The 21,580-nt window shown below is 41.7% G+C and carries 19 protein-coding genes; 17 read left to right on the top strand and 2 right to left on the bottom strand.

Translation table 11 applies throughout. The features are described 5' to 3' along the window. Positions 1 to 75 precede the first annotated feature (75 nt). The 14 genes from DWZ33_RS10825 (at position 76) to DWZ33_RS10890 (ending at position 17,131) form a co-directional block, all read left to right on the top strand. Positions 76 to 1,332 carry an aminoacyltransferase gene (locus DWZ33_RS10825; protein ID WP_118454825.1) on the top strand — a complete coding sequence of 419 codons (1,257 nt, stop codon included), beginning with the start codon at positions 76 to 78 and terminating at the stop codon, positions 1,330 to 1,332. Positions 1,333 to 1,405: 73 nt separating this feature from the next. Further along, a complete protein-coding gene (locus tag DWZ33_RS10830) occupies positions 1,406 to 2,908 on the top strand; it encodes a S41 family peptidase (protein WP_182425660.1) in 1,503 nt (500 codons plus the stop codon). Further along, a complete protein-coding gene (uvrB, locus tag DWZ33_RS10835) occupies positions 2,898 to 4,877 on the top strand; it encodes an excinuclease ABC subunit UvrB (protein WP_118454827.1) in 1,980 nt (659 codons plus the stop codon). The genes DWZ33_RS10830 and uvrB overlap by 11 nt, the downstream gene beginning before the upstream one ends. A gap of 1 nt (position 4,878) precedes the next feature. Continuing rightward, positions 4,879 to 6,033: an AI-2E family transporter gene (locus DWZ33_RS10840; RefSeq protein ID WP_118454828.1), complete on the top strand. Its 1,155-nt coding sequence runs from the start codon at positions 4,879 to 4,881 to the stop codon at positions 6,031 to 6,033. Between the two features lie 253 nt (positions 6,034 to 6,286). Then, a complete protein-coding gene (gene uvrA / locus DWZ33_RS10845) occupies positions 6,287 to 9,112 on the top strand; it encodes an excinuclease ABC subunit UvrA (protein ID WP_022938633.1) in 2,826 nt (941 codons plus the stop codon). Beyond that, the gene (gene hprK, locus DWZ33_RS10850) at positions 9,113 to 10,051 is read left to right on the top strand and encodes an HPr(Ser) kinase/phosphatase (protein ID WP_022938632.1); all 939 of its coding nucleotides are present in this window, start codon (positions 9,113 to 9,115) and stop codon (positions 10,049 to 10,051) included. A gap of 15 nt (positions 10,052 to 10,066) precedes the next feature. Then, positions 10,067 to 11,539, top strand: coding sequence for a prolipoprotein diacylglyceryl transferase (lgt, locus tag DWZ33_RS10855; protein ID WP_118454829.1), 1,473 nt, complete (start codon positions 10,067 to 10,069; stop codon positions 11,537 to 11,539). Next, a complete protein-coding gene (locus DWZ33_RS10860) occupies positions 11,515 to 12,429 on the top strand; it encodes an NAD(P)/FAD-dependent oxidoreductase (RefSeq protein WP_118454830.1) in 915 nt (304 codons plus the stop codon). The genes lgt and DWZ33_RS10860 overlap by 25 nt, the downstream gene beginning before the upstream one ends. A gap of 137 nt (positions 12,430 to 12,566) precedes the next feature. Beyond that, a complete protein-coding gene (gene rapZ / locus DWZ33_RS10865) occupies positions 12,567 to 13,430 on the top strand; it encodes an RNase adapter RapZ (RefSeq protein WP_118454831.1) in 864 nt (287 codons plus the stop codon). Beyond that, positions 13,427 to 14,368 (top strand): gluconeogenesis factor YvcK family protein, encoded by a 942-nt coding sequence (locus DWZ33_RS10870; protein WP_022938628.1) that lies wholly within the window; start codon positions 13,427 to 13,429, stop codon positions 14,366 to 14,368. Before rapZ ends, DWZ33_RS10870 begins: the two co-directional genes overlap by 4 nt. A gap of 6 nt (positions 14,369 to 14,374) precedes the next feature. Next, positions 14,375 to 15,316: a DNA-binding protein WhiA gene (gene whiA / locus DWZ33_RS10875; protein WP_022938627.1), complete on the top strand. Its 942-nt coding sequence runs from the start codon at positions 14,375 to 14,377 to the stop codon at positions 15,314 to 15,316. 33 nt (positions 15,317 to 15,349) lie between these two features. Then, complete coding sequence (locus DWZ33_RS10880) at positions 15,350 to 15,829, top strand: hypothetical protein (protein WP_147352886.1); 480 nt, start codon at positions 15,350 to 15,352, stop codon at positions 15,827 to 15,829. A gap of 91 nt (positions 15,830 to 15,920) precedes the next feature. Continuing rightward, the gene (locus tag DWZ33_RS10885) at positions 15,921 to 16,205 is read left to right on the top strand and encodes a hypothetical protein (RefSeq protein WP_022938625.1); all 285 of its coding nucleotides are present in this window, start codon (positions 15,921 to 15,923) and stop codon (positions 16,203 to 16,205) included. Between the two features lie 11 nt (positions 16,206 to 16,216). After that, entirely contained in the window at positions 16,217 to 17,131 is a 915-nt protein-coding gene (locus DWZ33_RS10890) for a GNAT family N-acetyltransferase (RefSeq protein ID WP_022938624.1), read from the top strand. Positions 17,132 to 17,185: 54 nt separating this feature from the next. Here DWZ33_RS10890 and DWZ33_RS10895 read toward each other — a convergent pair whose 3' ends face one another. Continuing rightward, the gene (locus tag DWZ33_RS10895; protein WP_118454833.1) at positions 17,186 to 17,749 is read right to left on the bottom strand and encodes a hypothetical protein; all 564 of its coding nucleotides are present in this window, start codon (positions 17,747 to 17,749) and stop codon (positions 17,186 to 17,188) included. 180 nt (positions 17,750 to 17,929) lie between these two features. On the opposite strand from DWZ33_RS10895, the gene DWZ33_RS10900 reads away from it, so the two are divergent. Genes DWZ33_RS10900 through DWZ33_RS10910 form a run of 3 tightly spaced genes read left to right on the top strand, consistent with a single transcriptional unit; the run spans position 17,930 to position 19,826 of the window. Next, a complete protein-coding gene (locus tag DWZ33_RS10900) occupies positions 17,930 to 19,105 on the top strand; it encodes an SIS domain-containing protein (protein ID WP_022938622.1) in 1,176 nt (391 codons plus the stop codon). A gap of 14 nt (positions 19,106 to 19,119) precedes the next feature. Further along, complete coding sequence (gene agaF, locus DWZ33_RS10905; protein WP_022938621.1) at positions 19,120 to 19,548, top strand: PTS galactosamine/N-acetylgalactosamine transporter subunit IIA; 429 nt, start codon at positions 19,120 to 19,122, stop codon at positions 19,546 to 19,548. A gap of 5 nt (positions 19,549 to 19,553) precedes the next feature. Continuing rightward, on the top strand, positions 19,554 to 19,826 hold the full coding sequence (locus DWZ33_RS10910; RefSeq protein WP_022938620.1) for a preprotein translocase subunit YajC: 273 nt from the start codon (positions 19,554 to 19,556) through the stop codon (positions 19,824 to 19,826). Positions 19,827 to 19,881: 55 nt separating this feature from the next. Here DWZ33_RS10910 and DWZ33_RS10915 read toward each other — a convergent pair whose 3' ends face one another. After that, complete coding sequence (locus DWZ33_RS10915) at positions 19,882 to 21,057, bottom strand: helix-turn-helix transcriptional regulator (protein WP_022938619.1); 1,176 nt, start codon at positions 21,055 to 21,057, stop codon at positions 19,882 to 19,884. Positions 21,058 to 21,580 lie beyond the last annotated feature (523 nt).

The following is a 21,580-nucleotide window of genomic DNA, read 5'->3' on the forward strand; positions in this document are numbered from 1 at the left end:
CTTGTTCTGGCCTTGATTCATGAGTGAAAACAGCTTCTTTGTGGTATAATAGCTTAGACGAAATGAGGAATAGACATGCAATTTTGTGAATTAAATGAACAGGAATATACGGCTTTCGCAAAGCACCATCAATATGGCAGCTTCATGCAAAGTAAGGAAGCTTATGATATAAAAGCAGAAGGCGGCTGGGAAGGTGCTTATTTAGGCGTGAAAGAGAAGGATGAAATTATTGCGGCAACTCTATTGGTGTCAATGCCGGTGATGAAGAAATTCCGTTACTTTTATGCTCAGCGCGGTTTCCTTCTTGATTATAAGAATAAAGAATTATTAAAATATTTCCTGGGAAATATAAAAGATTACTGTCATGCGCGTAAGGGCCTTTATTTAAGGATTGATCCTTATGTCTGCTTGCAGGAGCGTGATATTAATGGGGATCTTGTTGAAGGCGGTTTTGATAATCATGACATTGTTCAAAATCTAATCGATATGGGCTGTCATTACTGCGGTGAAACAAAAGGCTTTAGGGATGATCAGCAGGTAAGATGGATGTTTGTCCTTGATTTAGAAGGTAAGGATGCGGATACTATATTGAAAGAAATGGATCAGCAAACACGCTGGTCAATTAATAAGACAGTTAAGATGGGAATTGATGTGCGTTTTCTTTCTTATGATGAATTGCCGATTTTTAAGAAAATGATGGATCATACCAGTGAACGCCGGGGGTTTAAAGACCGTGAATTGGAATTTTATCAGCGGCAGATGCGCTGTTACGGTGAAGAAAACGTCAAAGTACCGTATGCAGTTTTAGATTTGGATAAATATGAAGCAAACATGCAGGCAGATCTTGATAATCAGCTGAAAGAGAAAGCGGAAGTTGAAGAGATGCTGGTTAAACAGCCAAATTCTAAAAAGTTTAATAAGCGTTTAAAGGTTGTCGATGAGGCGATTGAGATTGCGCAGCGCCGATTAAAAGAGGCCCAGGAGCTGAAGGCTAAAGAAGGTAATGAATTACCTTTGGCAACTGCCTTTTTTATCACGCTGAACGGTAATGAAATGATTTATCTGTCCAGTGGGGCTTATGATGAATATATGCGTTTTAACGGACCGTATGCGATCCAGTGGACGATGATTCAATATGCCTTGAACCATGGCTTTAAGCGTTATAATTTCTATGGTACAAGCGGTAATTTTAATAAAGAGGCTGACGATTATGGTGTTTATCTATTTAAAAAAGGATTTGGCGGTCATGTGGAGGAATTGGTGGGTGACTTTATTCTGCCGATTGATGCGATGATGTTTGCAATCTATAATCGTTTGAAAAAAATAGTCTGAGAGCAAATGCTCTCTCGTTTTAGTTTTATTGAGTTTGTGGTAAAATATCAACATGATAAAAGAAGGTGTCTCTATGGAAGAAAAAAATACAGAAAATTTCTCTGATGAAAATAAAGTGGTTCGGGTAAAACTGGTTCGGCATCGCTGGCCGGATGAAATTGCGGCAAGAAGAAAGAAACAGCGTCAGATCATGGGTACAATTTTGGCCTGTGCGCTATTCTTTACCGCTGGTTTCGCATTGTCTTCATTTGTTCAGCCGGGAAATTCCGGTATGTCAGCCAGTTCAAATAAAATGAATACGGTTTATGAAGTAATGAAGGAACTATGGTATTTTGGCAAGGATATGGATGATTTAGAAAATACATTGCTTGACGGTGCTATTAATGGACTTGTCGACAGCGGCGGTGATCCGCATACGATGTATATGGATGCGGAATTAATGAATCGTTTTATCAGCAATCTGGAAGGCAGCTTTGAGGGTGTCGGCATTCAGTATTTTCCGACCAGTGATCGGGCGGTCATCACCCGAATCATCAAAAATTCACCCGCTGAGGCAGCCGGTTTGCTGGCTGGTGACGCAATTTTAAAAATCAATAATCAGAGTGTTGAAGGGAAAACAAGTACAGAAATAAAAAGTATGATTACCGAGAGTGAAAGCAAGGATGTTGTCTTAGTGCTTGATCGCAGCGGTGAAGAAATGGATGTTACTTTGACGCGGGCGGAGATTGAAAATTCTGCCTATGGTTATGTGCTGGATCATGTTGGTATCTTAGAAATCAGCTCCTTTGCGGAAACTACCGCTCATGAAGTAGGTCTGTATCTTGAGGAATTTGCGGCGCAGGGCATTAACAAGCTGATTATCGATCTGCGTGATAATACCGGCGGCTATCTGGTAAGTGTTGTGGATACAGCGTCTTATTTCCTGCCTGATGATACGGTTATATTAAAACAGGAAGACCGCGCGGGAGAGATTACGGAATATAAAACAAAGAGTAATATTCATAATTATGATTTTGATTCAATCGCGTTGCTGGTGAATGAAAATACCGCATCGGCGGCTGAAGTGCTGACAGCTGCTTTAAAGGAACAAAAAGATGTGGATGTGATTGGTAAGCTGACTTATGGTAAGGGAACGGTTCAGCAGTCGATTCCATTCCGCGACGGCAGTGCTATTAAATATACGGTAGCTCAATGGCTGACACCGAAGGATAATAAGATTAATGGTGTAGGTATCACGCCGGATTATGATGTAGATCTGCCGAAAGCGTTAAGTATCAGTTATTATGAAGATGATACGGTTTATGAGGTTGATTCAGTGGCTCAAAACGTGCAGTCCGCTCAATATTATCTGCAGTTTAACGGCTATTCTGTCGATCGTACAGACGGTTATTTTTCAGAAGCTACAAGGCAGGCAATCTTGGCCTTTCAAAGGGATAATGATTTGACAGAAACGGGGGTTATTGATACGGAATTGCTGGTTCGTTTATTTTCGGCAACTACTTATACGTGGTTTGAAAATAAGACTGAGCTGGATACACAGCTTGTGAAAGCTATGGAGGTCGTGAATGGAAGATAAACAATTATTTGAACTGGTTTCATCCTACCAGCCTCAGGGTGATCAGCCTAAAGCGATTGAAGAGTTAGTGAATGGTCTGAAGGAAGGGAAAAAGTGCCAGGTATTGCTCGGCGCGACTGGTACTGGTAAAACATTTACCGTTTCCAATGTCATTCAGGCGATGAATCGGCCGACGCTGGTGTTTGCACATAATAAAACACTGGCCGGACAGCTGTATGCGGAGTTAAAGGAATTCTTTCCAAAGAACCGTGTGGAATATTTCGTTTCCAACTTTGATTATTATCAGCCGGAGGCTTATCTGCCAAGCTCTGATACTTATATTGATAAAACGGCGACAACTAATCAGGAGCTGGATATGCTGCGGATGGCGGCGGTCAATTCAGTGCTTGAACGCCGGGATACGATTATTGTTGCGTCGGTAGCCTGTATCTATGGCGCCAGCAATCCGGAACAATACCGGGAGATGTTTTTTACACTGCGGGTTGGTGAAATTATTGACCGCAATGTCTTGCTGAAACAATTGGTAGACCGTCAGTACAAGCGCAATGATATTGATTTGACGCGCGGCTGTTTCCGTGTGCGCGGTGATGTAATTGAAGTAGCACCGGGCCATACGGACAGCTATATGCTGAGAATTGAATTATTTGATGATGAAATTGAACGTATTTGTGAGGTTGAGCCGCTGACCGGCAAGCTTTTAAATGCGTATAGTGTCTATGTCATGTATCCTGCCAGCGGTTATGCAACCCGTAAAGATATATTGCTGCGGGCATGTGATACGATTGGCGAGGAGCTGAAAGAGCGGAGTGCTGAGCTTGAAAGAGAAGGCAAGCTGCTTGAGAAACAACGGCTTGAACAGCGCGCTTCCTATGATATAGAAGCACTTCGTGAATTTGGCGTCTGTCCGGGTATTGAAAACTATTCAAGGCATATTGACGGCCGCAAGCCTGGTGAAAGACCGTATACTTTACTTGATTATTTCCCAAAGGATTTTCTGCTGATTGTCGATGAAAGCCATGTTTCACTGCCGCAGATCCGCGGTATGTACAACGGCGACCGCGCCCGTAAGGAAACACTGGTTAATTATGGCTTCCGTCTGCCAAGTGCTTTGGATAACCGACCGATGCGCTTTGAAGAATTTACGTCGATGATTAATCAGGCAATCTATGTATCAGCAACACCCGGCGATTATGAGCTGGAACAGACGCATGGTGAAATTGTCGAACAGATTATTCGTCCAACGGGTCTGCTTGATCCACAGGTGGAAGTACGGCCGACTGCCGGACAGATTGATGATCTTGTTGATGAGATCCGCACCCGCATTGAGCGCAATGAGCGTGTCTTAGTTACAGCTCTCACTGTACGCATGGCTGAGGAGCTGACAAATTATCTGAAACAGCTGGATCTGAAGGTTGGCTGGCTGCATCATGAAGTTAAAACCATTGAACGCAGTGAAATTATCCGCGATCTGCGTCTAGGTAAAATTGATGTTCTGATCGGTATCAACCTGCTGCGTGAAGGTCTGGATATTCCTGAAGTTTCCTTAATTGCCATCTTAGATGCGGATAAGGAAGGCTTCTTGCGAAGTGAGCGTTCTTTGATTCAGATTATCGGCCGAGCTGCCCGTAATGCAGATGGCAGAGTCATCATGTATGCGGATAAGATGACTGACAGTATGAGTAAAGCCATCAATGAGACAAATCGACGCCGCGGTATACAGATTGAATACAATAAGGCGCATAATATCATTCCAAAAACAATTATTAAGCCAGTGCATGAAGTTATGCACAGCAAAGAAACGCAGGAAATGGCGACTGCTTACATGAAGAAGAAAAATAAGCTGGGCAAGAAGGACAAGGTTAAACTGCTTGAATCACTGGAAAAAGAAATGAAGGAAGCGGCAAAGGCATTGGATTTCGAGCGTGCTGCCGAACTGCGTGATATGATTATCGAACTGAGGGGTGAATAAAATGCTGGGAAGTACAAAAGTTAAACAGCTGACGGTAAAGAATGTACTCTTAATTATTACATATTCAGTCCTGCTTATTTTTGCGCTGATTAATTATCAGCCGATATTGGCATTTATCGGCAAGATTCTTGATTTGATTTCACCCTTTTTCATCGCGGTTGGAATCGCTTATGTCTTTAATATACCTTTGAAATTTTATTTGAATAAACTGCCGGAACAGATGAAATACCGCAAAGCATTGGCAGCGGTACTGGCTTTGGTAACAATTCTTTTGATTTTCTTTGTGATTATCAGAATCATTGCGCCGCAGCTTCAGGAAAGTGTCGGGATGTTAATCGATAATGTTCCGGGTTATATTGAGAAAAGTAATGAATTTATCAATAAGCTGACTGCGGAATTTGAATTCAGTGAGGAAATGCTGACACAGATCAATAATCTGATTGGGGAAGCAAGCAAATGGCTGATGAGCTTTGCCACTGATTTATTGCCGCGGCTTTTGGCAATTGGCAAGGGTGTTACGAACGGCATTATGAATTTATTTCTGGCATTAATTATCGCTGTTTATATGACGGTCAGTAAGGAAAAATTGCTGAATCAGCTGAAAAATGTTTTATATGCATTCTTGCCTGAACCAGTAAATAGTTATGTGAATCATGCGGCAACGATGGCTAATAGTACATTTTCAAGCTTTATCAGCGGTCAGCTGGTGGAAGCGGTCATCATTGGGGTGCTGTGTTATATCGGCTGTCTGGTTTTGAAGATTCCTTATGCGCCGATTTTAGCGGTTGTGATTGGCTGTACGAATATCATACCGATTTTCGGCCCAATCATCGGAACCTTTGTCTGTGCGGTCTTGATTGTGTTCGTTTCACCGATTAAGGCAGTGATCTTCATTGTGTTTGGCATCTGTCTCCAACAGTTTGAATCCAACTTAATCTATCCTAAGGTTGTTGGAACTTCAGTTGGCTTGAGCGGTTTATGGGTTTTATTTGCAATCACCTTAGGCGGCGGTTTGTTTGGCTTAGTGGGAATGCTTTTGGGACTGCCGACATTTGCGGTGCTGTATCGTCTCTGCGGGGATGAGGTGGCGCGCCGGATTGCCTTGAAGCAAGCCAAAAAGGCTAACGCGAGTGCTATGATCGAGCAAACAGAATAAAGAACGTTTGAATGAATCTATGAAATAACACAGAAGGGAGTGACATGTATGAAACTGGCACTCCTTTTGTACTATAAAAAGGCAGCAGAACGATCAATTGTGCGGCTGTTGAAGTTTTTAACACTTTGTTTAAAGACTTAGTATCGATGACGGTATAAATCTGCCATTATGATTGTGAGATAAGAAAAAACATTGTTTAAAATGTGCAAAAAACACCAACCTAAGGTATAATAGGTACGTTCGAGGTGAAATTATGGAGAATGATAAAATAGTAATTAAGGGTGCTCGTGAGAACAACCTGAAGAATATAGATATTGAAATCCCCCGCAATCAATTTGTAATTATGACGGGGGTATCCGGAAGCGGTAAAACATCTTTGGCTTTTGACACGATTTATGCGGAAGGCCAGCGCCGTTATATGGAAAGCTTAAGCGCCTATGCCCGTCAATTTTTAGGGAATAGTGAAAAACCGGATGTTGATTCTATTGAGGGCTTGTCACCGGCAATCTCCATCGATCAGAAAACGACCAGCAACAACCCGCGTTCAACCGTAGGAACGGTTACTGAAATCTATGATTATCTGCGTCTTTTATATGCTCGTATCGGGGTGCCTTATTGTCCGACACATAATGAACCGATTGAAAGCCAGACAATCAAACAGATGGTGGATCGTGTCATGGAGCTTGAGGATAAGACACGTTTAATGATTTTAGCGCCGATTTTAAAAGATAAGAAGGGAACACACAAGGATCTGCTTGATAAATTAAAGAAAGAGGGTTATGTGCGTATCCGTCATAATGGCGACATGGTGCTGCTTGAGGAAACTGAAGGCTTTGATAAGAATAAAAAGCATACGATTGATGTCGTGGTTGACCGTATTGTGAAGGGCAGTGACCGTGCCCGTATCGCGGATTCATTAGAAGCGGCGCTGAAGCTTGGCAAGGGTATGGCATTAGTAGCCTATAATGATGAAGAAATATTGTTTTCCCAGAATTATAGCTGTAAATACTGTGGTTTTAGTGTACCGACACTTGAACCGCGGCTTTTCTCATTTAACGCGCCTTTGGGGGCATGTCCTTCATGTAAGGGACTTGGTATCACCCAAAAAGTAAATCTTGATTTTTTGATTCCGGATCGTAAGAAGTCGATTCGTCAGGGCGGTATTGTTTATTATAAGAATATTATTGCTAAGGAAAATCTGGAATGGCTGAAATTTAAAGCGTTATGTGATCATTATAAGATTGATATTGATAAACCGATTGAGAAGCTGACAAAGAAGGAAATGGATATCATTTGTTTTGGTTCTACCGAACCGATTGATTATCAGCTGGAATCTAAGTCGGGAACGAGCTTTAGAAAGGTTGAATTCATTGAAGGTGTCTGCACATTGATTGAGCGCCGTTTCATGGAAACTACTTCACAGATGAGCCGCGAATGGTATGCGACTTTCTTATCAGAAGCACCATGTCCTGTCTGCGGCGGTAAGCGTCTGAATGAGCAGGCGCTGTCAGTGCGTGTCTGTGGCTTGAATATTTTTGAATGGACGCAGATGTCGGTGAAACAGTCATTGGTTTTCTTGGGGCAGATGCAGCTGAATAAACAGCAGCAGGAGATTGCCCGCTTGATTTTGAAAGAGATCCGTGAGCGTCTGCAGTTTTTGAGTGATGTAGGTCTCGATTATCTGACCTTGGATCGTCTGGCTGGTACGCTTTCCGGCGGTGAAGCCCAGCGTATTCGTCTGGCTACCCAGATTGGTTCGCATTTATCCGGTGTGCTGTATGTGCTCGATGAGCCGAGTATCGGTCTGCATCAGCGTGATAATGACCGGCTGATTGCTTCGTTAAAAGCGATGCGTGATTTAGGTAATTCATTGATTGTTGTCGAGCATGATGAAGATACAATGCGGGCCAGTGATTATCTGATTGATATCGGGCCAGGTGCCGGCATTCACGGCGGTGAGGTTGTCGCTGCTGGTACCCCGGCCGAGGTAATGGAAAATCCAGATTCAATTACGGGTGCCTATCTATCAGGAAGAAAGCAAATCGCGATTCCTGAAACGCGAAAAAAGGGCAATGGTTTATGCCTTGAAGTGGTCGGCGCCTGTGAAAATAATTTAAAAGACGTGACAGTTAAATTTCCGTTGGGTAAATTGATTGTGGTAACCGGTGTTTCAGGCAGCGGTAAGAGCTCATTGGTTAATGAAGTATTGTCTAAAGGAATTCAGCATTCCTTAGGACGTATGAAGGTGCTGCCGGGGAAATGTAAGAAAATTAAAGGTCTCCAGCATATTGATAAGATCATTGATATTTCACAGGACCCAATCGGCCGTACACCGCGGTCAAATCCAGCAACCTATACAGGTGTTTTTGATGATATCCGTGATTTATTCGCACAGACTGCCGAAGCTAAAATCCGCGGCTTTGACAAGGGACGTTTCTCCTTTAACGTAAAGGGCGGCCGCTGTGAAGCGTGTCAGGGTGATGGCATTCTGCGTATCTCAATGCATTTCTTACCGGATGTCTACGTGCCTTGTGATCAGTGTGAAGGACGCCGTTACAATGAAGAGACGCTGGCTTGCACCTATAAGGGCAAGAGCATCTATGATGTCTTGGAAATGAGTGTGGAGGAAGCGATTGATTTCTTCCATAACGTACATAAGATCCGTCATCGCCTGCAGACGCTGAAGGATGTGGGGCTTGGCTATGTGAAATTAGGACAAAGCGCGACCACGCTTTCCGGCGGTGAGGCACAGCGTGTTAAATTAGCCAGTGAGCTGCAGCGCAAGGCAACCGGCAAGACGCTGTTTGTTTTAGATGAACCGACAACCGGTCTGCATACAAGCGATGTCGCGAAGCTGCTTGAGGTTTTACAGCGTATTGTGGATAATGGTGATACCGTGTTGGTTATTGAGCATAATCTCGATATCATTAAATGCGCTGACTGGATTATTGATATTGGACCGGAAGGCGGCGATGAAGGCGGTCAGATTATGGTTAGCGGTACACCTGAACAGGTTGCGGCTTGTGAGCACAGCTATACAGGTATCTATCTGAAACGTGTGCTGGAGGGTAAAAGATAAATGGAAAATGTAGAAGCGAATCTTAAAGTAAAGGATCTGGTTAATTATTTTGATTTTGAAATCATTGAAGGCAGCGAACAGTCATTAGAAAGACCAATCGTAATTGCGGACACTAATCGTCCGGGCCTTGAGCTGGCTGGCTTCTTTGATTTTTCACAGTCTAAACGGGTCGTGATTCTCGGTGATAAAGAAATCGCCTATATTGAAACGATGGATGAACGTTCTCAGCGAATCAGCTTTGATTTCATCACTAATGAGGTGACACCGGCGATTATTATTTCGAAGAGCCATATGTGTCCGCCGATTCTTAAGGAAATCGCGAAAGAAAAGGATTTTCCGCTTTTGCGTTCAATGTCAGAAACCTATCGGTTAATTATTGATGTCGTAACTTTTCTTGATGAGAAATTAGCGCCTACCGCAAGCCGTCACGGCGGTTTATTGTCAATCTATGGCAAGGGCGTCATGATCAGCGGCGAAAGCGGCATGGGCAAGAGTGAAATCGCGCTCGAATTAATTAAGCGCGGTCATTTACTGGTTGCTGATGACCGGGTGGATTGTTCCCGCATTCATAATAAGATTGTTGGCCGTGCGCCGACGATTTTGCGTGAGATGCTGGAAATCCGCGGTATCGGTATTATCAATGTTTCAAGAATGTTCGGGGCCAGCTCGGTACTGGATAAGGTAGAGGTATCCTTAGTGGTACAGCTAGAGCAATGGCATCCGGATAATGATTATGATCGTGTGGGTATTGAGGATAAGAAATTTGAAACAATTCTTGGTGTGGATATACCAAAAATTATACTGCCGGTTAAGGAAGGCCGTTCAATGGCGGTTATTATTGAATCCGCGGTTACAAATTTCACCTTATCAGAAATGGGAATGGATTCAGCGAAGGAGTTTGAACAGCGGGTGCTGGACTTTATCGCTAAAAATAATTAGAGAGGAGCTTTACTGATGCAGTTTTTTCCAACTTCAAAGATTTTTCTGTCTTTTGGTTCACTGCATATCACTTGGTATGCAATCTTTAGTCTTACCGGTGCGCTGGTTACTTATTATCTGAGTCAGCGTACCTTGAAAAAAATGGGTTATAAAGAAAGTCTTGGCGAAGATTATTTCATCATGATGCTGCCGATTGCTTATATCGGTGCGCGTATTTGGTACTGCCTGTTTGAATGGAAGCAGTACATTGCCGATCCGATTTCTATCTTCTATGTATGGGAGGGCGGTCTGGCATTCCATGGCGGTGTTATCGCAGCCGTTATTTTCGGCTGGTTCTTCCTGAAGAAAAGAAATGTTGACGCGAGGCGGTTTGCGGATGCCTGCGCGCCGAATCTGCTGATTGGGCAAGCCATCGGACGCTGGGGTAATTTTGTGAATCAGGAGGCCTTTGGCGGTGTGGTTTCAGAATCTTTCTTTAATCATTTTCCGGCCTTTATCAAAGAGGGCATGTTTATTGATGGTGCTTATCGGATGCCAACCTATCTATTTGAGGGTGTCGGCAATCTGATTGGTTTTATTCTGATCTATTTTGGCTTTAAGAAATATGGCCGTAAAAAACGCGGTGACATGGCTTATGCTTACATTGTCTGGTATGGTGTAGTACGTTTCTTCGTGGAAGGTCTGCGTACTGATTCATTGATGATGGGACCAATCCGGGTTGCCCAGCTGATTTCAATCTGCGGTATTATTTTAGGCGTATTAGGTCTGCTTGGTGTATATGATAAGCTATTCGCGAATATCTGGCCGTTTAAGAAGGTCAAACCAGTTGTGTTATTTGATCTTGATGGTACACTATTAGATACAGAGGCTTTGATTGCTGACAGCTTCCGTCATGTATTTGCGATTTACCGTCCTGATTATGTATTAACAACTGCAGATCTCAAAGGCTTTTTAGGGCCGACGCTGAAGGAAAGCTTTGAGAAATATATACCTGAAGTAAACAGTGACGAATTGATCGCGGAATACCGCAAATTCAATCTCGCCCATCATGATGAGTATGTAAAGCCTTTTTATGGTGTGGAAGAAGTATTGAGAACGTTAAAAGAAGAGGATTATGATATTGGTGTAGTTTCCAATAAAACAGTACAGACAGTGACTCACGGTCTGGAATACTGCGGCTTAAAGGATTATTTTCCGGTAATTGTCGGCTGTGAACAGCTGAATAAGGTAAAACCTGATCCGGAAGGTTTAATCAAAGCATGCGCTGAATTATACCGCTCCATTGACAATGTTGTTTATGTCGGTGATTCAGTGGGTGATATCAAAACCTGTAAGAATATGTCAGCCTTCTCCGTGGCAGCCTCTTTTGACAAGACACGCCGTGAAGAATTACAGGCGGCTAAGCCATGCGCTCTAATTACATCAATGCCTCAGTTATTAGATATCCTAAAGGAGGATCACGAATGGAGCGACTTTACGACACTATAATTATCGGCAGCGGCCCGGCTGGCTTAAGCGCGGCTATCTATGCGGCAAGAGCCGGCTTAGAGGTTGTATTAATTGAAAATTATGCACCTGGCGGCAAGCTGGTAAGAACATCAATTATTGAGAATTATCCGGGTCTTGAATCGGCAGAAGGTACGACCTTGGCCATGGATATGATGAATCATGCAATGAATCTCGGAGCTGAATTGATCAGCAGCAATGTAGTTAAAGTCAGTGACGGTGAAACAAAAACGGTTACTTGTTCTGACGGCACGACACTGCATGGCCGAACACTGCTGCTGGCCAGCGGTACGGTTGAGCGCAAGCTGAATATCCCCGGTGAAGAAAAGAATATTGGTCATGGCGTATCTTTCTGCGCGATCTGTGACGGTGCCTTTTATAAAGACAAGATTGTTACGATTGTCGGCGGCGGTAATTCAGCCATTGAAGAAAGTCTTTATCTGAGCCAGTTTGCATCATGCATCAATGTTCTTGTGCGCTCAAAGCTCAGAGCTGACGCGATGCTGATTGAAAAAGCAGAAAAGAATGAAAAAATACATATCAAGATGGGTTATATACCTGTGGAAATACTTGATGATGGCACCAAGGTCTGCGGTATTAGAGTTAAAAAGCTGGCAGACGATAGTGAAGAGGTATTGGAAACCAGCGGCATTTTCCCATACATCGGTTTGGACCCAATGACGGATTACTGCCGTGAACTGCCGATTCTTGATGAGGCGGGTTATGTATTGACCGATGAGCGAATGGAAACTTCACTGCCCGGCATCTTTGCGGCAGGTGATGTGAGACGCAAACAAATCCGTCAGGTAATCACAGCGGCCAGCGATGGTGCTATCGCGGCTCAGAATATTTTTCATTTATTAAGAGATTAAATACTGCCAGATGCTCACGCATCTGGTTTTCAGTCATATAAATAATTACCATTATCTGTGCCGAAAGCTTCTGTCTAACTTTTTCTGTGCATAAAATAAAGAATATGGTAAACTAAATAAAAGAAGAGGTGAACAGTATGAGTGAACAGAATATTGTCCTAGTCACTGGTATGTCCGGTGCCGGTAAGTCAACTGCCATGTCGATTCTTGAAGATATGGGCTATCACTGCATTGATCAATTTCCGGTACAGCTTGTCAGTTCCCTTGGTAAAATTATCAAAAATGATCCAGATCCGCGGTATCAGAATATCGCTTTGGCAACATCAGCTCTGGATTATCCAACCTTTCTGACTTATTTTGAAAATATCAATGTCAATGTACGCGTTGTTTTCTTAGATGCCAGCAATGAAAAGCTGCTTCAGCGCTATAAATTCACAAGACGCCACCACCCATTTTTAATTTTTAAAATGGCGAATACCCTTGAGGATGCGATCGAAGCGGAACGTGAGCTTTTTAACGGCCTTCAGGAACGCGGTGCGATACTTCATATTGACACAACGAAGCTGTCTCAGCATGAATTAAAGGATAAGATTGAGGAACAGCTCAAGCTTGGCGAGAAGCCGGTCTTTTCCATCTCCTTTGTATCCTTTGGTTATAAGCATGGGATTCCGATGGACAGCGATCTGCTGTTTGATGTGCGTTTTTTACCAAATCCCTATTATATCGACGAATTAAAAACGTTAACGGGGGATGATGCCCCGGTTTATGATTATGTAATGAGCTTTGATGAGACACAGGATTGTCTGAAGCATTTACAGTCATTTCTTGATTATGCGTTTGTTCAGTATCAAAAAGAAGGCAAGAATCACTTAACGGTCAGCATTGGCTGCACCGGCGGTCAGCATCGTTCAGTATCCATCACCAATTGGCTTTATGAACATTACTCAAAGGAATATACATGCTATAAGTCGCATCGTGATAAAGCGGGGAAACGCCGATGAAAAATATAACCGTAATTGGCGGCGGTACTGGCTTATCAGTGATTTTAAGAGGCTTAAAGCAAATTGAGGATGTGCATATTTCGGCAATTGTAACGGTTGCTGATGACGGCGGCAGCACTGGCCGGCTGCGGCGCCAGTTTCATATTCCGGCAATGGGTGATATCCGCAACGTCATGGTCGCGCTGGCAGAAGAAGAAACCTTATTTTCACACTTGATGAACTACCGCTTTGATGGTGAGGATCATGATATCGGCGGCCACAATCTGGGAAATCTGATTTTAACCGCGCTGAGTGAGGAAAGCGGCAATTTCATGGATGCGATTGCGACTATTTCTAAAGTTTTAAATGTTAAGGGTGATATCATACCGGCAACTACTCAGGTCATCACGCTGTTTGCTAAGATGATCGACGGAACGATTGTCCGCGGTGAAAGCAACATCCCTAATTTCGACAACCGCATTCAAAAGGTTTACTATGAAGAAGAAGTTACGGCGACACCGCAGGCGATTGAGGCATTGGCTAATGCGGATCTGATTGTTATCGGAATTGGCTCTCTATATACCAGTGTCATTCCTAATTTGATTATCGAAGGCATTACAGATGCAATCAGGCAGTCAAAAGCGAACTGCGTTTATTTCTGTAACGCGATGACCCAGCCCGGCGAAACCGATAATTATTCACTGGAGGATCATGTAGAGGCGATTGAAGCGCATTCCTACAAGGGAATCATTCAAACTGTATTCGCCTATGAGGATGATATCAGTGAGGAAGTGCTGTCACGTTATAATCTTGAAGGTTCAACCCCGGTAATTATCCGTGAAAATGAACATGATTATGATGTGATTGAAGAAGAATTATTGAATTTTAATGGTAAACTGATTCGTCATGATCCGGATAAGATCAGGGATCTGTTAAGTAAATATTTAAAAAAGGATTGATGAAGCATGTCATTTACAAGTGAAGTAAAAACTGAAATAGCACAGAATGGTGAACTAAAGCCATGCTGTATGAGGGCTGAATGCGCGGCATTGATTAAAATGTGCTCAACGCTGAATTTCACAAGCTCGGGGATGCATCTGACGATTTCTACCGAAAGCGCCCCGACAGCAAAGCGGATTTTAAAGCTGATGAAGGAGCTTTATAATGTTACCAGTGAGTTATCAGTATTAAAGAAAATGAATCTGAAAAAGAATAATATCTATGTTCTGCGTATCCGCAGCCGTACTTCAGAAATTTTAAAAGATCTTGAAATCATGGATGCCGGCGGCTTAAGAGCGCATCCAAGCGCCAAGATGGTCAGTAAGGAATGCTGTGCCAAAGCCTTTCTTGCCGGCGCTTTTTTAGCCGGCGGCAGTGTGAATTCACCGAATAAAGCAAATTATCATTTAGAGATTGCTACTAATGATGAAGGCTTGGCAAAATTTATCCAGAAGCAGATGGAAAAGTTCTATCTGCCGGCGAAGGTGATTCAGCGCCGCAATCAGTCTGTTGTCTATCTGAAAGCCAGTGATAAAATCTCTGATTTTCTTGCCTGTGTCGGCGCTCATCAATCAGTATTTGAATTTGAAGACAGTCGGATTCAGCGTGATTTCATGAATAATCTGACACGTTTGGATAACTGTGAGCTGGCTAATGAAATGAAAAGTCTGGCGGCGGGGAAAAGTCAATGCGATGATATTGAATGGATTGAAAATTATGCCGGCCTGGAATCCTTGCCGGAGAAGCTGCGCAATGTGGCGCTGCTGCGCAAGGAGCATCCGGAGGCATCGTTAGTTGAATTATGCGACTATTATGAAGAGGGCTTTAATGAAGTGATTTCTAAATCGGGAATGAAGCACCGTCTGAGTAAAATTAAAGAAATAGCTGCCAATTATAAACACGCATAGGGATATAACAAATAGCTCAGAATAAGAGTGGTGATGACAATGATGCCTGCTGATTCTGAGCTTTATGATCAAAAAGAGACTGTGGATGTAGAAAAATGTGATGAAGATGGACTGGTGTTCTCAAAGGATGAACATAGTTTTCAGGCATCCTTTTTTAATATTCGCTTCGTGAATGAAGAAGCCCGCCGGCAGGCATGTGAAATACTGACGAAAGCCCGCCGTGTAGAGGTTGAAATTGATCCTCAAAGCAGCCATGATCAGCCCGTTGATGTTTACGTGTTTACCGATGGCACCTTGCTTCAGAAAACGCTGTTGGAAAAGGGGCTGGCCTTGATTAATATCCGCAACCCTGAATATATTCATGAAGCTGAAATGGAAGAAGGCGTAGCTGAAACAACAGCCGTAGTCGCTGATGTGCAGGTTTTTGTTGACCATCGTGAGGTTGATTTATTCTATCTGCCGTGTCTGCTGCTGTTAATTTGTGTTTTACGGAAAGGTTTTAAGAAGATTTAACGTAAAATTATGTGAAGTTATCAAATCGATTAAAAACTTTGAGAAAACATAGTAAATAGTTTATAATAGACAATGAAAGAGAGGTATTTGAATGACGGATTTAGTTAGAATCATCATTGGAGTTGCGCTGGTTTTTCTCTTTATCAGTCTGCTTCCTTACCTGGGCGGAATCGCCATTATATTCTTGGTAATTTCACTTGCTGCTAATCTGATTGGTTCAATTACTGGCAGAAAGCGCCGTAATACGCATTATTCATCGAATCAGCATTATTATGAAGAACCTAATATTGAAAATGAAAATATTCATTTTGATACATACGGCAGAGTAAATCCTGATGTAATTGATGTAGAATATACAGAAAAAGAAGAGGAATAGCGGGGTAAATTATGATTAGGGACGCAGTGGAAAAAGATAAACAGGCCATTCAGAATTTATTGAAAATGTGCTTTCCAATCAAAAGCAGCGATTTTATGGACTGCTTCTTTTCGTCTGTTTATGATTATGGCCGCAGCGTTGTCTGTGAGGTTGATGATCGAATCGTATCATGTGTGCATATGCAGGAGATGAATGTTCAGCTCAACGGCATGGCAGTGAAGTCAATTTTTTTATCTCAGCTGAGTACGCATCTTGATTATCGGCGCAGCGGTTATATGCAGGAATGCATGGCGAGTGTGCTTGATGAATGTGATAAAAAGGTGCTGCTTACATTTGCGGAAGCGAGTAATCCCAAGCTGTTGGAGCGTTTCGGTTTCCAACAGGCATCAATTCACCGCACCTATGATCTGCCTGCCAAGTATTTTGACAAGGCAACAACCATCGGTATTACCGATACATATACGGCGGCGGAGTTATTGGCTGTTTATGAAGAATTTATGACCCATTTTGACGGTTATAAAATCCGTAATGTAATGATGTTTGAGCGGATGATCAATGAATGCCTGCACTGCGGTGAACAGCTGCTGGCATATCGTGACTCACAGGGCCGAATCAGAGGCTATGTGCGCTTTAGATCACGAAAGGATCATGTCAAAGTCAGTGAATGCATCTATTCCGGCAGTACGGTTCTGACAAAGCTGCTGAAGGCGGCAGTCGGCAATCATACGGAGCTGCGCCTTGAGGTCAGTGAAGCTGAGCATTTGGAGAAGGTATTTCCGCTGGCAATGTCAAGAAAACGCATCTTTACAATGGTGCGCTGCGGTAATCTGCCGTTGTTTAATAAGCTTTATAACGCTAATGTTAGAACAAGCAAGGATGCTTATGCCATCGGTTTTAAACCCTTGTATCTGAATGAGAAATATTAAAAGACCCTCGCCGGTCTTTTTCTTTTAAAAAAACAGCCCTTAGGCTGTTGGGAATTACTTATGCTTTTGAATGTAAATGATACCTCTGATCTGCACACCGGCGTAAACCAATGATGCGATTGAAAGAATAACACTGAGAATGATCAATATAATTGTCAGTTCTTCATCCATCGTAAACAGATTGACAATTAATAGAATTGAAAGTAATAGCAGCAGGCATGTACGCAGCAATAATTTATTGCGGCCTTCTTTAACCATCAAATCTAATTGTGATTCACCTTTTTCAGGTTCAAAATTCTGATACTGAGTATAGCTGGGCAGTACCTTTACCCGCAGGGTAACTTCCATACCGATCGCTACAGCAACTAAAACGATACCAGTCAGCCAGTAGCTGATATTTGTCATGCTGTAAAGCAGAACAGCGATTACCAATGCTAAAATGTAACGCATCTGCAGAATCTGAAATTTACTAAAATCCTTCTCAGGAACGACATAACCAACGCGGGTTCTTTTGTTAAAATAGATCGTCTGACCATGTTTATCCTTATAGATATTATGTCCACTCAGCGCAGGTGTGTTCTTCTTATTACTGTTGTTCACTTGTTTTTTATTAGCCATATTTTATCCACCTCTAGCAACAATTATATCGTGATTTAAAGATGAAGTCTATAAATTAATAAATGTTTTGCACTTTTTAACAATGCGTCAGCCGCTATGTTGTAATTTATGCAAAACCTCGTTATAATGTAAACGCAAACAACGAACCAAGAAAATTTGGTTAGAAAGGGTGACATTACAATGATTTTTGGAAAAACTGAACAAGCATGGAAAGAGCTCTCTGGAATTTTCACAGCGACAGAAATTCATCAGCAGCCTGATACATGGGAAAAGACGATTGCTCAGATTGAAGCAAACAAAGAAAGCCTGAAGGAATTTATCGCTAAGACAACTTCTCAGCCTGATTATGACATTATCCTGACTGGTGCCGGTACTAGTGAATTCGTCGGCAACGCCCTGTATTCTTACTTACAGAAGAAATTAAACTACAAGGTTAAATCATATGGTACAACAGATATTACAGCGACTCCTGAAAATTATTTGTCACAGGATAAGCCAACTTTGTTAGTAAGCTTTGGCCGCAGCGGTAATTCTCCAGAATCTGTAGGTGCCGTAGACTGCGCGGAAGCCGTATGCAATAATTTACAGCATATTTTTGTTACTTGCAATAAGAATGGCGCTTTGTCATTAAAGGCAAATGAAAACAAGAACTGCTATGCTATCAATCTTACTGATGAGACACATGACCAGTCATTTGCGATGACAAGTTCATATTCAAACATGATGCTGGCTACTTTATTAGCCTTCTCACTGGATGATTTAGAAGAAACTGTTAAAAATGTTAAAATGATTCTTGCAGCTTCAAGAGTTTTATTAGATACTAGATATGATGAAATGTTGAAGGTTGTTGATGCATTTGATTTCAAACGTATCGTTTATCTTGGCAGCAACGTATTAAAGGGCACAGCACAGGAATCAGCATTAAAGATGCTTGAACTGACTGCCGGTAAAGTTGTTACAATGTATGATACGCCGATGGGCTTCAGACATGGACCTAAATCAATTGTTGATGATACGACATTAACTGTTGTTTATTTGAGTGATAATGCTTATACTCGTCAGTATGAAGTTGACTTAATCAAAGAAATGAGCGGACAGCGCAAAGGCAATAAAATCATGGCTGTTTCTTCAAGAAAAGATGATGAGGTTGCGGCTCTGGTTGACTATTTCTATTCATTTGATAATGAAACAGATGCTGACAATATGTATCTTGCATTTGAATATATCTTGGCAGCTCAGTTAATTGCATTATACAAATCACTTTCATTCGGTATCACACCAGACAACCCATGCCCAAGCGGTGAAGTAAATCGTGTTGTTAAGGGTGTAACATTGTATCCATATACTAGAAAGTAGGAGAGGAAAATACTATGATCGGAATTATTGTAACAGGACACGGACATTTTGGTTCAGGATTAACAAGTTCATTGAACTTAATCGGCGGCGAACAGCAGAATTATAAATATGTTGACTTTGTTCAGGAATTCTCTGTAGATGATTTGGAAAGAGAATTGAATAAGGCAATGGATGAATTGAAGGATTGTGAAGGTATTTTAGTTCTTTCTGATCTGGCTGGCGGTTCTCCGTTCAAGACAGCGGTTGTATGCGGTGCTGCACGCGGCAACGTAAAAGTAATTGGCGGTACAAATCTGCCGATGCTTGTGGAAATTTCAATGGCTCGTCAATTTGTTAATGAATTAGAATCATTAGCTGATATGGCAGTAAATACTGGTAAGGATCAAGTTGTTAAATATGAATTCAAACCAGTTGAACAAAACGAAGCAGAAGAAGGTATTTAATCAGCATGAATTGGGAAGTGATTGGGTGGTCAGCCCTGACCTTCATCGTCTTGACTGCGGTTCTGATACTGGCTTATTTCCTATACAGCCGCAATATGATGAAGAAAAGACGCGAGGCATTAATTCAGATGGATGCTTTGATTAAGCCGGGTAAGCCTTGTTCATTCAACGGCATTCAGGCTAAAATCATATCTGCCGGTCAGGAAACATGTAAAATAGAGATTGCCAAGGATGTGGTAATTACTGTTTCAAGGTTCATGATCACACCGATAGTTTAAGGTAATAGAGAGAAAAAGGTAAATAATAAATAGAAACACCTCGGCTGAGGTGTTTTTAGTTATAGATAGTTTTCGCGTAGTCAGTCGGTGTAAGACCAAACTGCTGTTTAAATTTTCTTGAGAAATAGTGGATACTTGCAAAGCCAAGCATACTGCTTATTTCCGATATTGTATACATTGATTCCTTAATCAGCAGCTTGCTCTTATTCAGCTTCAGATCACTGATATATTGCTTTGGAGCTACATTGAGATTGTTTTTAAACAAGGTCTGCAAAGAAGAACGGCTGATTGAGAATTTGTGGCAGATCTCCTCAATGGTTAAAGACTGATAGATATTTTCGTTGATATAAATGATAATTTCATTCAGTATCTCATTTTCAAACCGCTGCTGCATCGGCGTTGAAGCAATCGGCGTAGTCTGCAGGAAATCATATTGAAGCAGTTTAATAATCAGTTCTTTCAGATAACAGATCATTAAATCATTGTCAAAGTATAACTCATTGCCGCTGACTTTAATGAAATTATTGAGAGCATTGTGAATATCGCGGTGGGAACTGAAGATGCGGTTGCTGATCAGTGATGGATCGCTGATATTCATCTCAAACAGAATCGTTAAATAGGAGCATGATTCATGCATGCCGGTGGACTGAGTATGAAACTGATTCGGCGCGTATAAGATTAAATCAAAGTTGCGCAGCTGATAATCCTCATTGTCGATAGTTGTATTTAAGGTGCCGTTATCAATGAATGTCAGCTCCCAGAACGTATGGCTTTCACCGGGGAACAGATAGTTGGCATTGCGGACCTGATAATAGTAAGCGTAAATTTCTGGTATTTCAACAGTTGGAATCACTCTTTCATATTCGATCGGCGCTGTTGAGAAGGTATAATCAACTGTTCGTTTCTTGGTGCCGAATTCACAGACCATTTCAACTTTCGCAGAAGCCGTGATGCTGATCAGATTGAAAAAGACACCGCGTTTGATTTTAATCATTCGGTGAATGACGAATTTCTCCATTTCAGCTGAATCAGGATCAAGCGTTACGACCAGCATTACAATACCGGAGGTTACTTTCAAAATCACATCATCATTGTAAACGTTGAAGTTCGTAATAGACTTATTCTTTAATTTAAAATTCTGATGCTGCATCTTAATCGTCTGACGTCTTGACAGATCATTGATGATCTCGCCGTAGCGATTGAAAATATAACTGGTAGTTTTATTAAACATGTGAGAATCCCCCTTATGATTAGTATAGCAAATTTGAAAAACGAAGGGAATACGAAGACTCAATAATTTGCACATTTTAGTAATAAATTTGTAGAAATTGGCAAAAGTAATAATTTTGGAATATTTTGGTGTTTTTTTGAATATAATGCAATCTTCAAAATCAATAAATTGATAAAAAAATCATGTAAATTTTGTCGGCCATAAATAAAACAAAATTATCGGCTTCGCAGAATCAGACGTTTAAAGCGCTTACATCGCCGTTTTCTGTAAGAAAATGTGAACTTTTCAACGCTTGCCTGTTTAATTGTGTGAAATTCATGTGATACAGCAATTTTTATAAAAAAATTAAAATGAGTATAAAAAAATGTAAAAATAAGTTTTTAAATTGTTAAAAAGTACAAAGGATTCAATAAAAAGTGTAAAGAAAAAATGCTTGAACTGACATAGAATTGAAGCGAAGTGAAAGGGTTTACTTGCTTAGCCCCCTCATCAAGGTCTAAGCATATCAACTTCATGTTTAAGA

The organism is Dielma fastidiosa (assembly GCF_003475485.1).
GTDB classification, from domain to species: Bacteria; Bacillota_I; Bacilli_A; order Erysipelotrichales; family Erysipelotrichaceae; genus Dielma; species Dielma fastidiosa.

What these genes read in the sequence shown, in the direction of transcription:
- DWZ33_RS10825 (WP_118454825.1), top strand. Translation starts at nt 76, where the DNA reads ATGCAATTTTGTGAATTAAATGAACAGGAATATACGGCTTTCGCAAAG.
- DWZ33_RS10830 (WP_182425660.1), top strand. Translation starts at nt 1,406, where the DNA reads ATGGAAGAAAAAAATACAGAAAATTTCTCTGATGAAAATAAAGTGGTT.
- uvrB (WP_118454827.1), top strand. Translation starts at nt 2,898, where the DNA reads ATGGAAGATAAACAATTATTTGAACTGGTTTCATCCTACCAGCCTCAG.
- DWZ33_RS10840 (WP_118454828.1), top strand. Translation starts at nt 4,879, where the DNA reads ATGCTGGGAAGTACAAAAGTTAAACAGCTGACGGTAAAGAATGTACTC.
- uvrA (WP_022938633.1), top strand. Translation starts at nt 6,287, where the DNA reads ATGGAGAATGATAAAATAGTAATTAAGGGTGCTCGTGAGAACAACCTG.
- hprK (WP_022938632.1), top strand. Translation starts at nt 9,113, where the DNA reads ATGGAAAATGTAGAAGCGAATCTTAAAGTAAAGGATCTGGTTAATTAT.
- lgt (WP_118454829.1), top strand. Translation starts at nt 10,067, where the DNA reads ATGCAGTTTTTTCCAACTTCAAAGATTTTTCTGTCTTTTGGTTCACTG.
- DWZ33_RS10860 (WP_118454830.1), top strand. Translation starts at nt 11,515, where the DNA reads ATGGAGCGACTTTACGACACTATAATTATCGGCAGCGGCCCGGCTGGC.
- rapZ (WP_118454831.1), top strand. Translation starts at nt 12,567, where the DNA reads ATGAGTGAACAGAATATTGTCCTAGTCACTGGTATGTCCGGTGCCGGT.
- DWZ33_RS10870 (WP_022938628.1), top strand. Translation starts at nt 13,427, where the DNA reads ATGAAAAATATAACCGTAATTGGCGGCGGTACTGGCTTATCAGTGATT.
- whiA (WP_022938627.1), top strand. Translation starts at nt 14,375, where the DNA reads ATGTCATTTACAAGTGAAGTAAAAACTGAAATAGCACAGAATGGTGAA.
- DWZ33_RS10880 (WP_147352886.1), top strand. Translation starts at nt 15,350, where the DNA reads ATGACAATGATGCCTGCTGATTCTGAGCTTTATGATCAAAAAGAGACT.
- DWZ33_RS10885 (WP_022938625.1), top strand. Translation starts at nt 15,921, where the DNA reads ATGACGGATTTAGTTAGAATCATCATTGGAGTTGCGCTGGTTTTTCTC.
- DWZ33_RS10890 (WP_022938624.1), top strand. Translation starts at nt 16,217, where the DNA reads ATGATTAGGGACGCAGTGGAAAAAGATAAACAGGCCATTCAGAATTTA.
- DWZ33_RS10895 (WP_118454833.1), bottom strand. Translation starts at nt 17,749, where the DNA reads ATGGCTAATAAAAAACAAGTGAACAACAGTAATAAGAAGAACACACCT.
- DWZ33_RS10900 (WP_022938622.1), top strand. Translation starts at nt 17,930, where the DNA reads ATGATTTTTGGAAAAACTGAACAAGCATGGAAAGAGCTCTCTGGAATT.
- agaF (WP_022938621.1), top strand. Translation starts at nt 19,120, where the DNA reads ATGATCGGAATTATTGTAACAGGACACGGACATTTTGGTTCAGGATTA.
- DWZ33_RS10910 (WP_022938620.1), top strand. Translation starts at nt 19,554, where the DNA reads ATGAATTGGGAAGTGATTGGGTGGTCAGCCCTGACCTTCATCGTCTTG.
- DWZ33_RS10915 (WP_022938619.1), bottom strand. Translation starts at nt 21,057, where the DNA reads ATGTTTAATAAAACTACCAGTTATATTTTCAATCGCTACGGCGAGATC.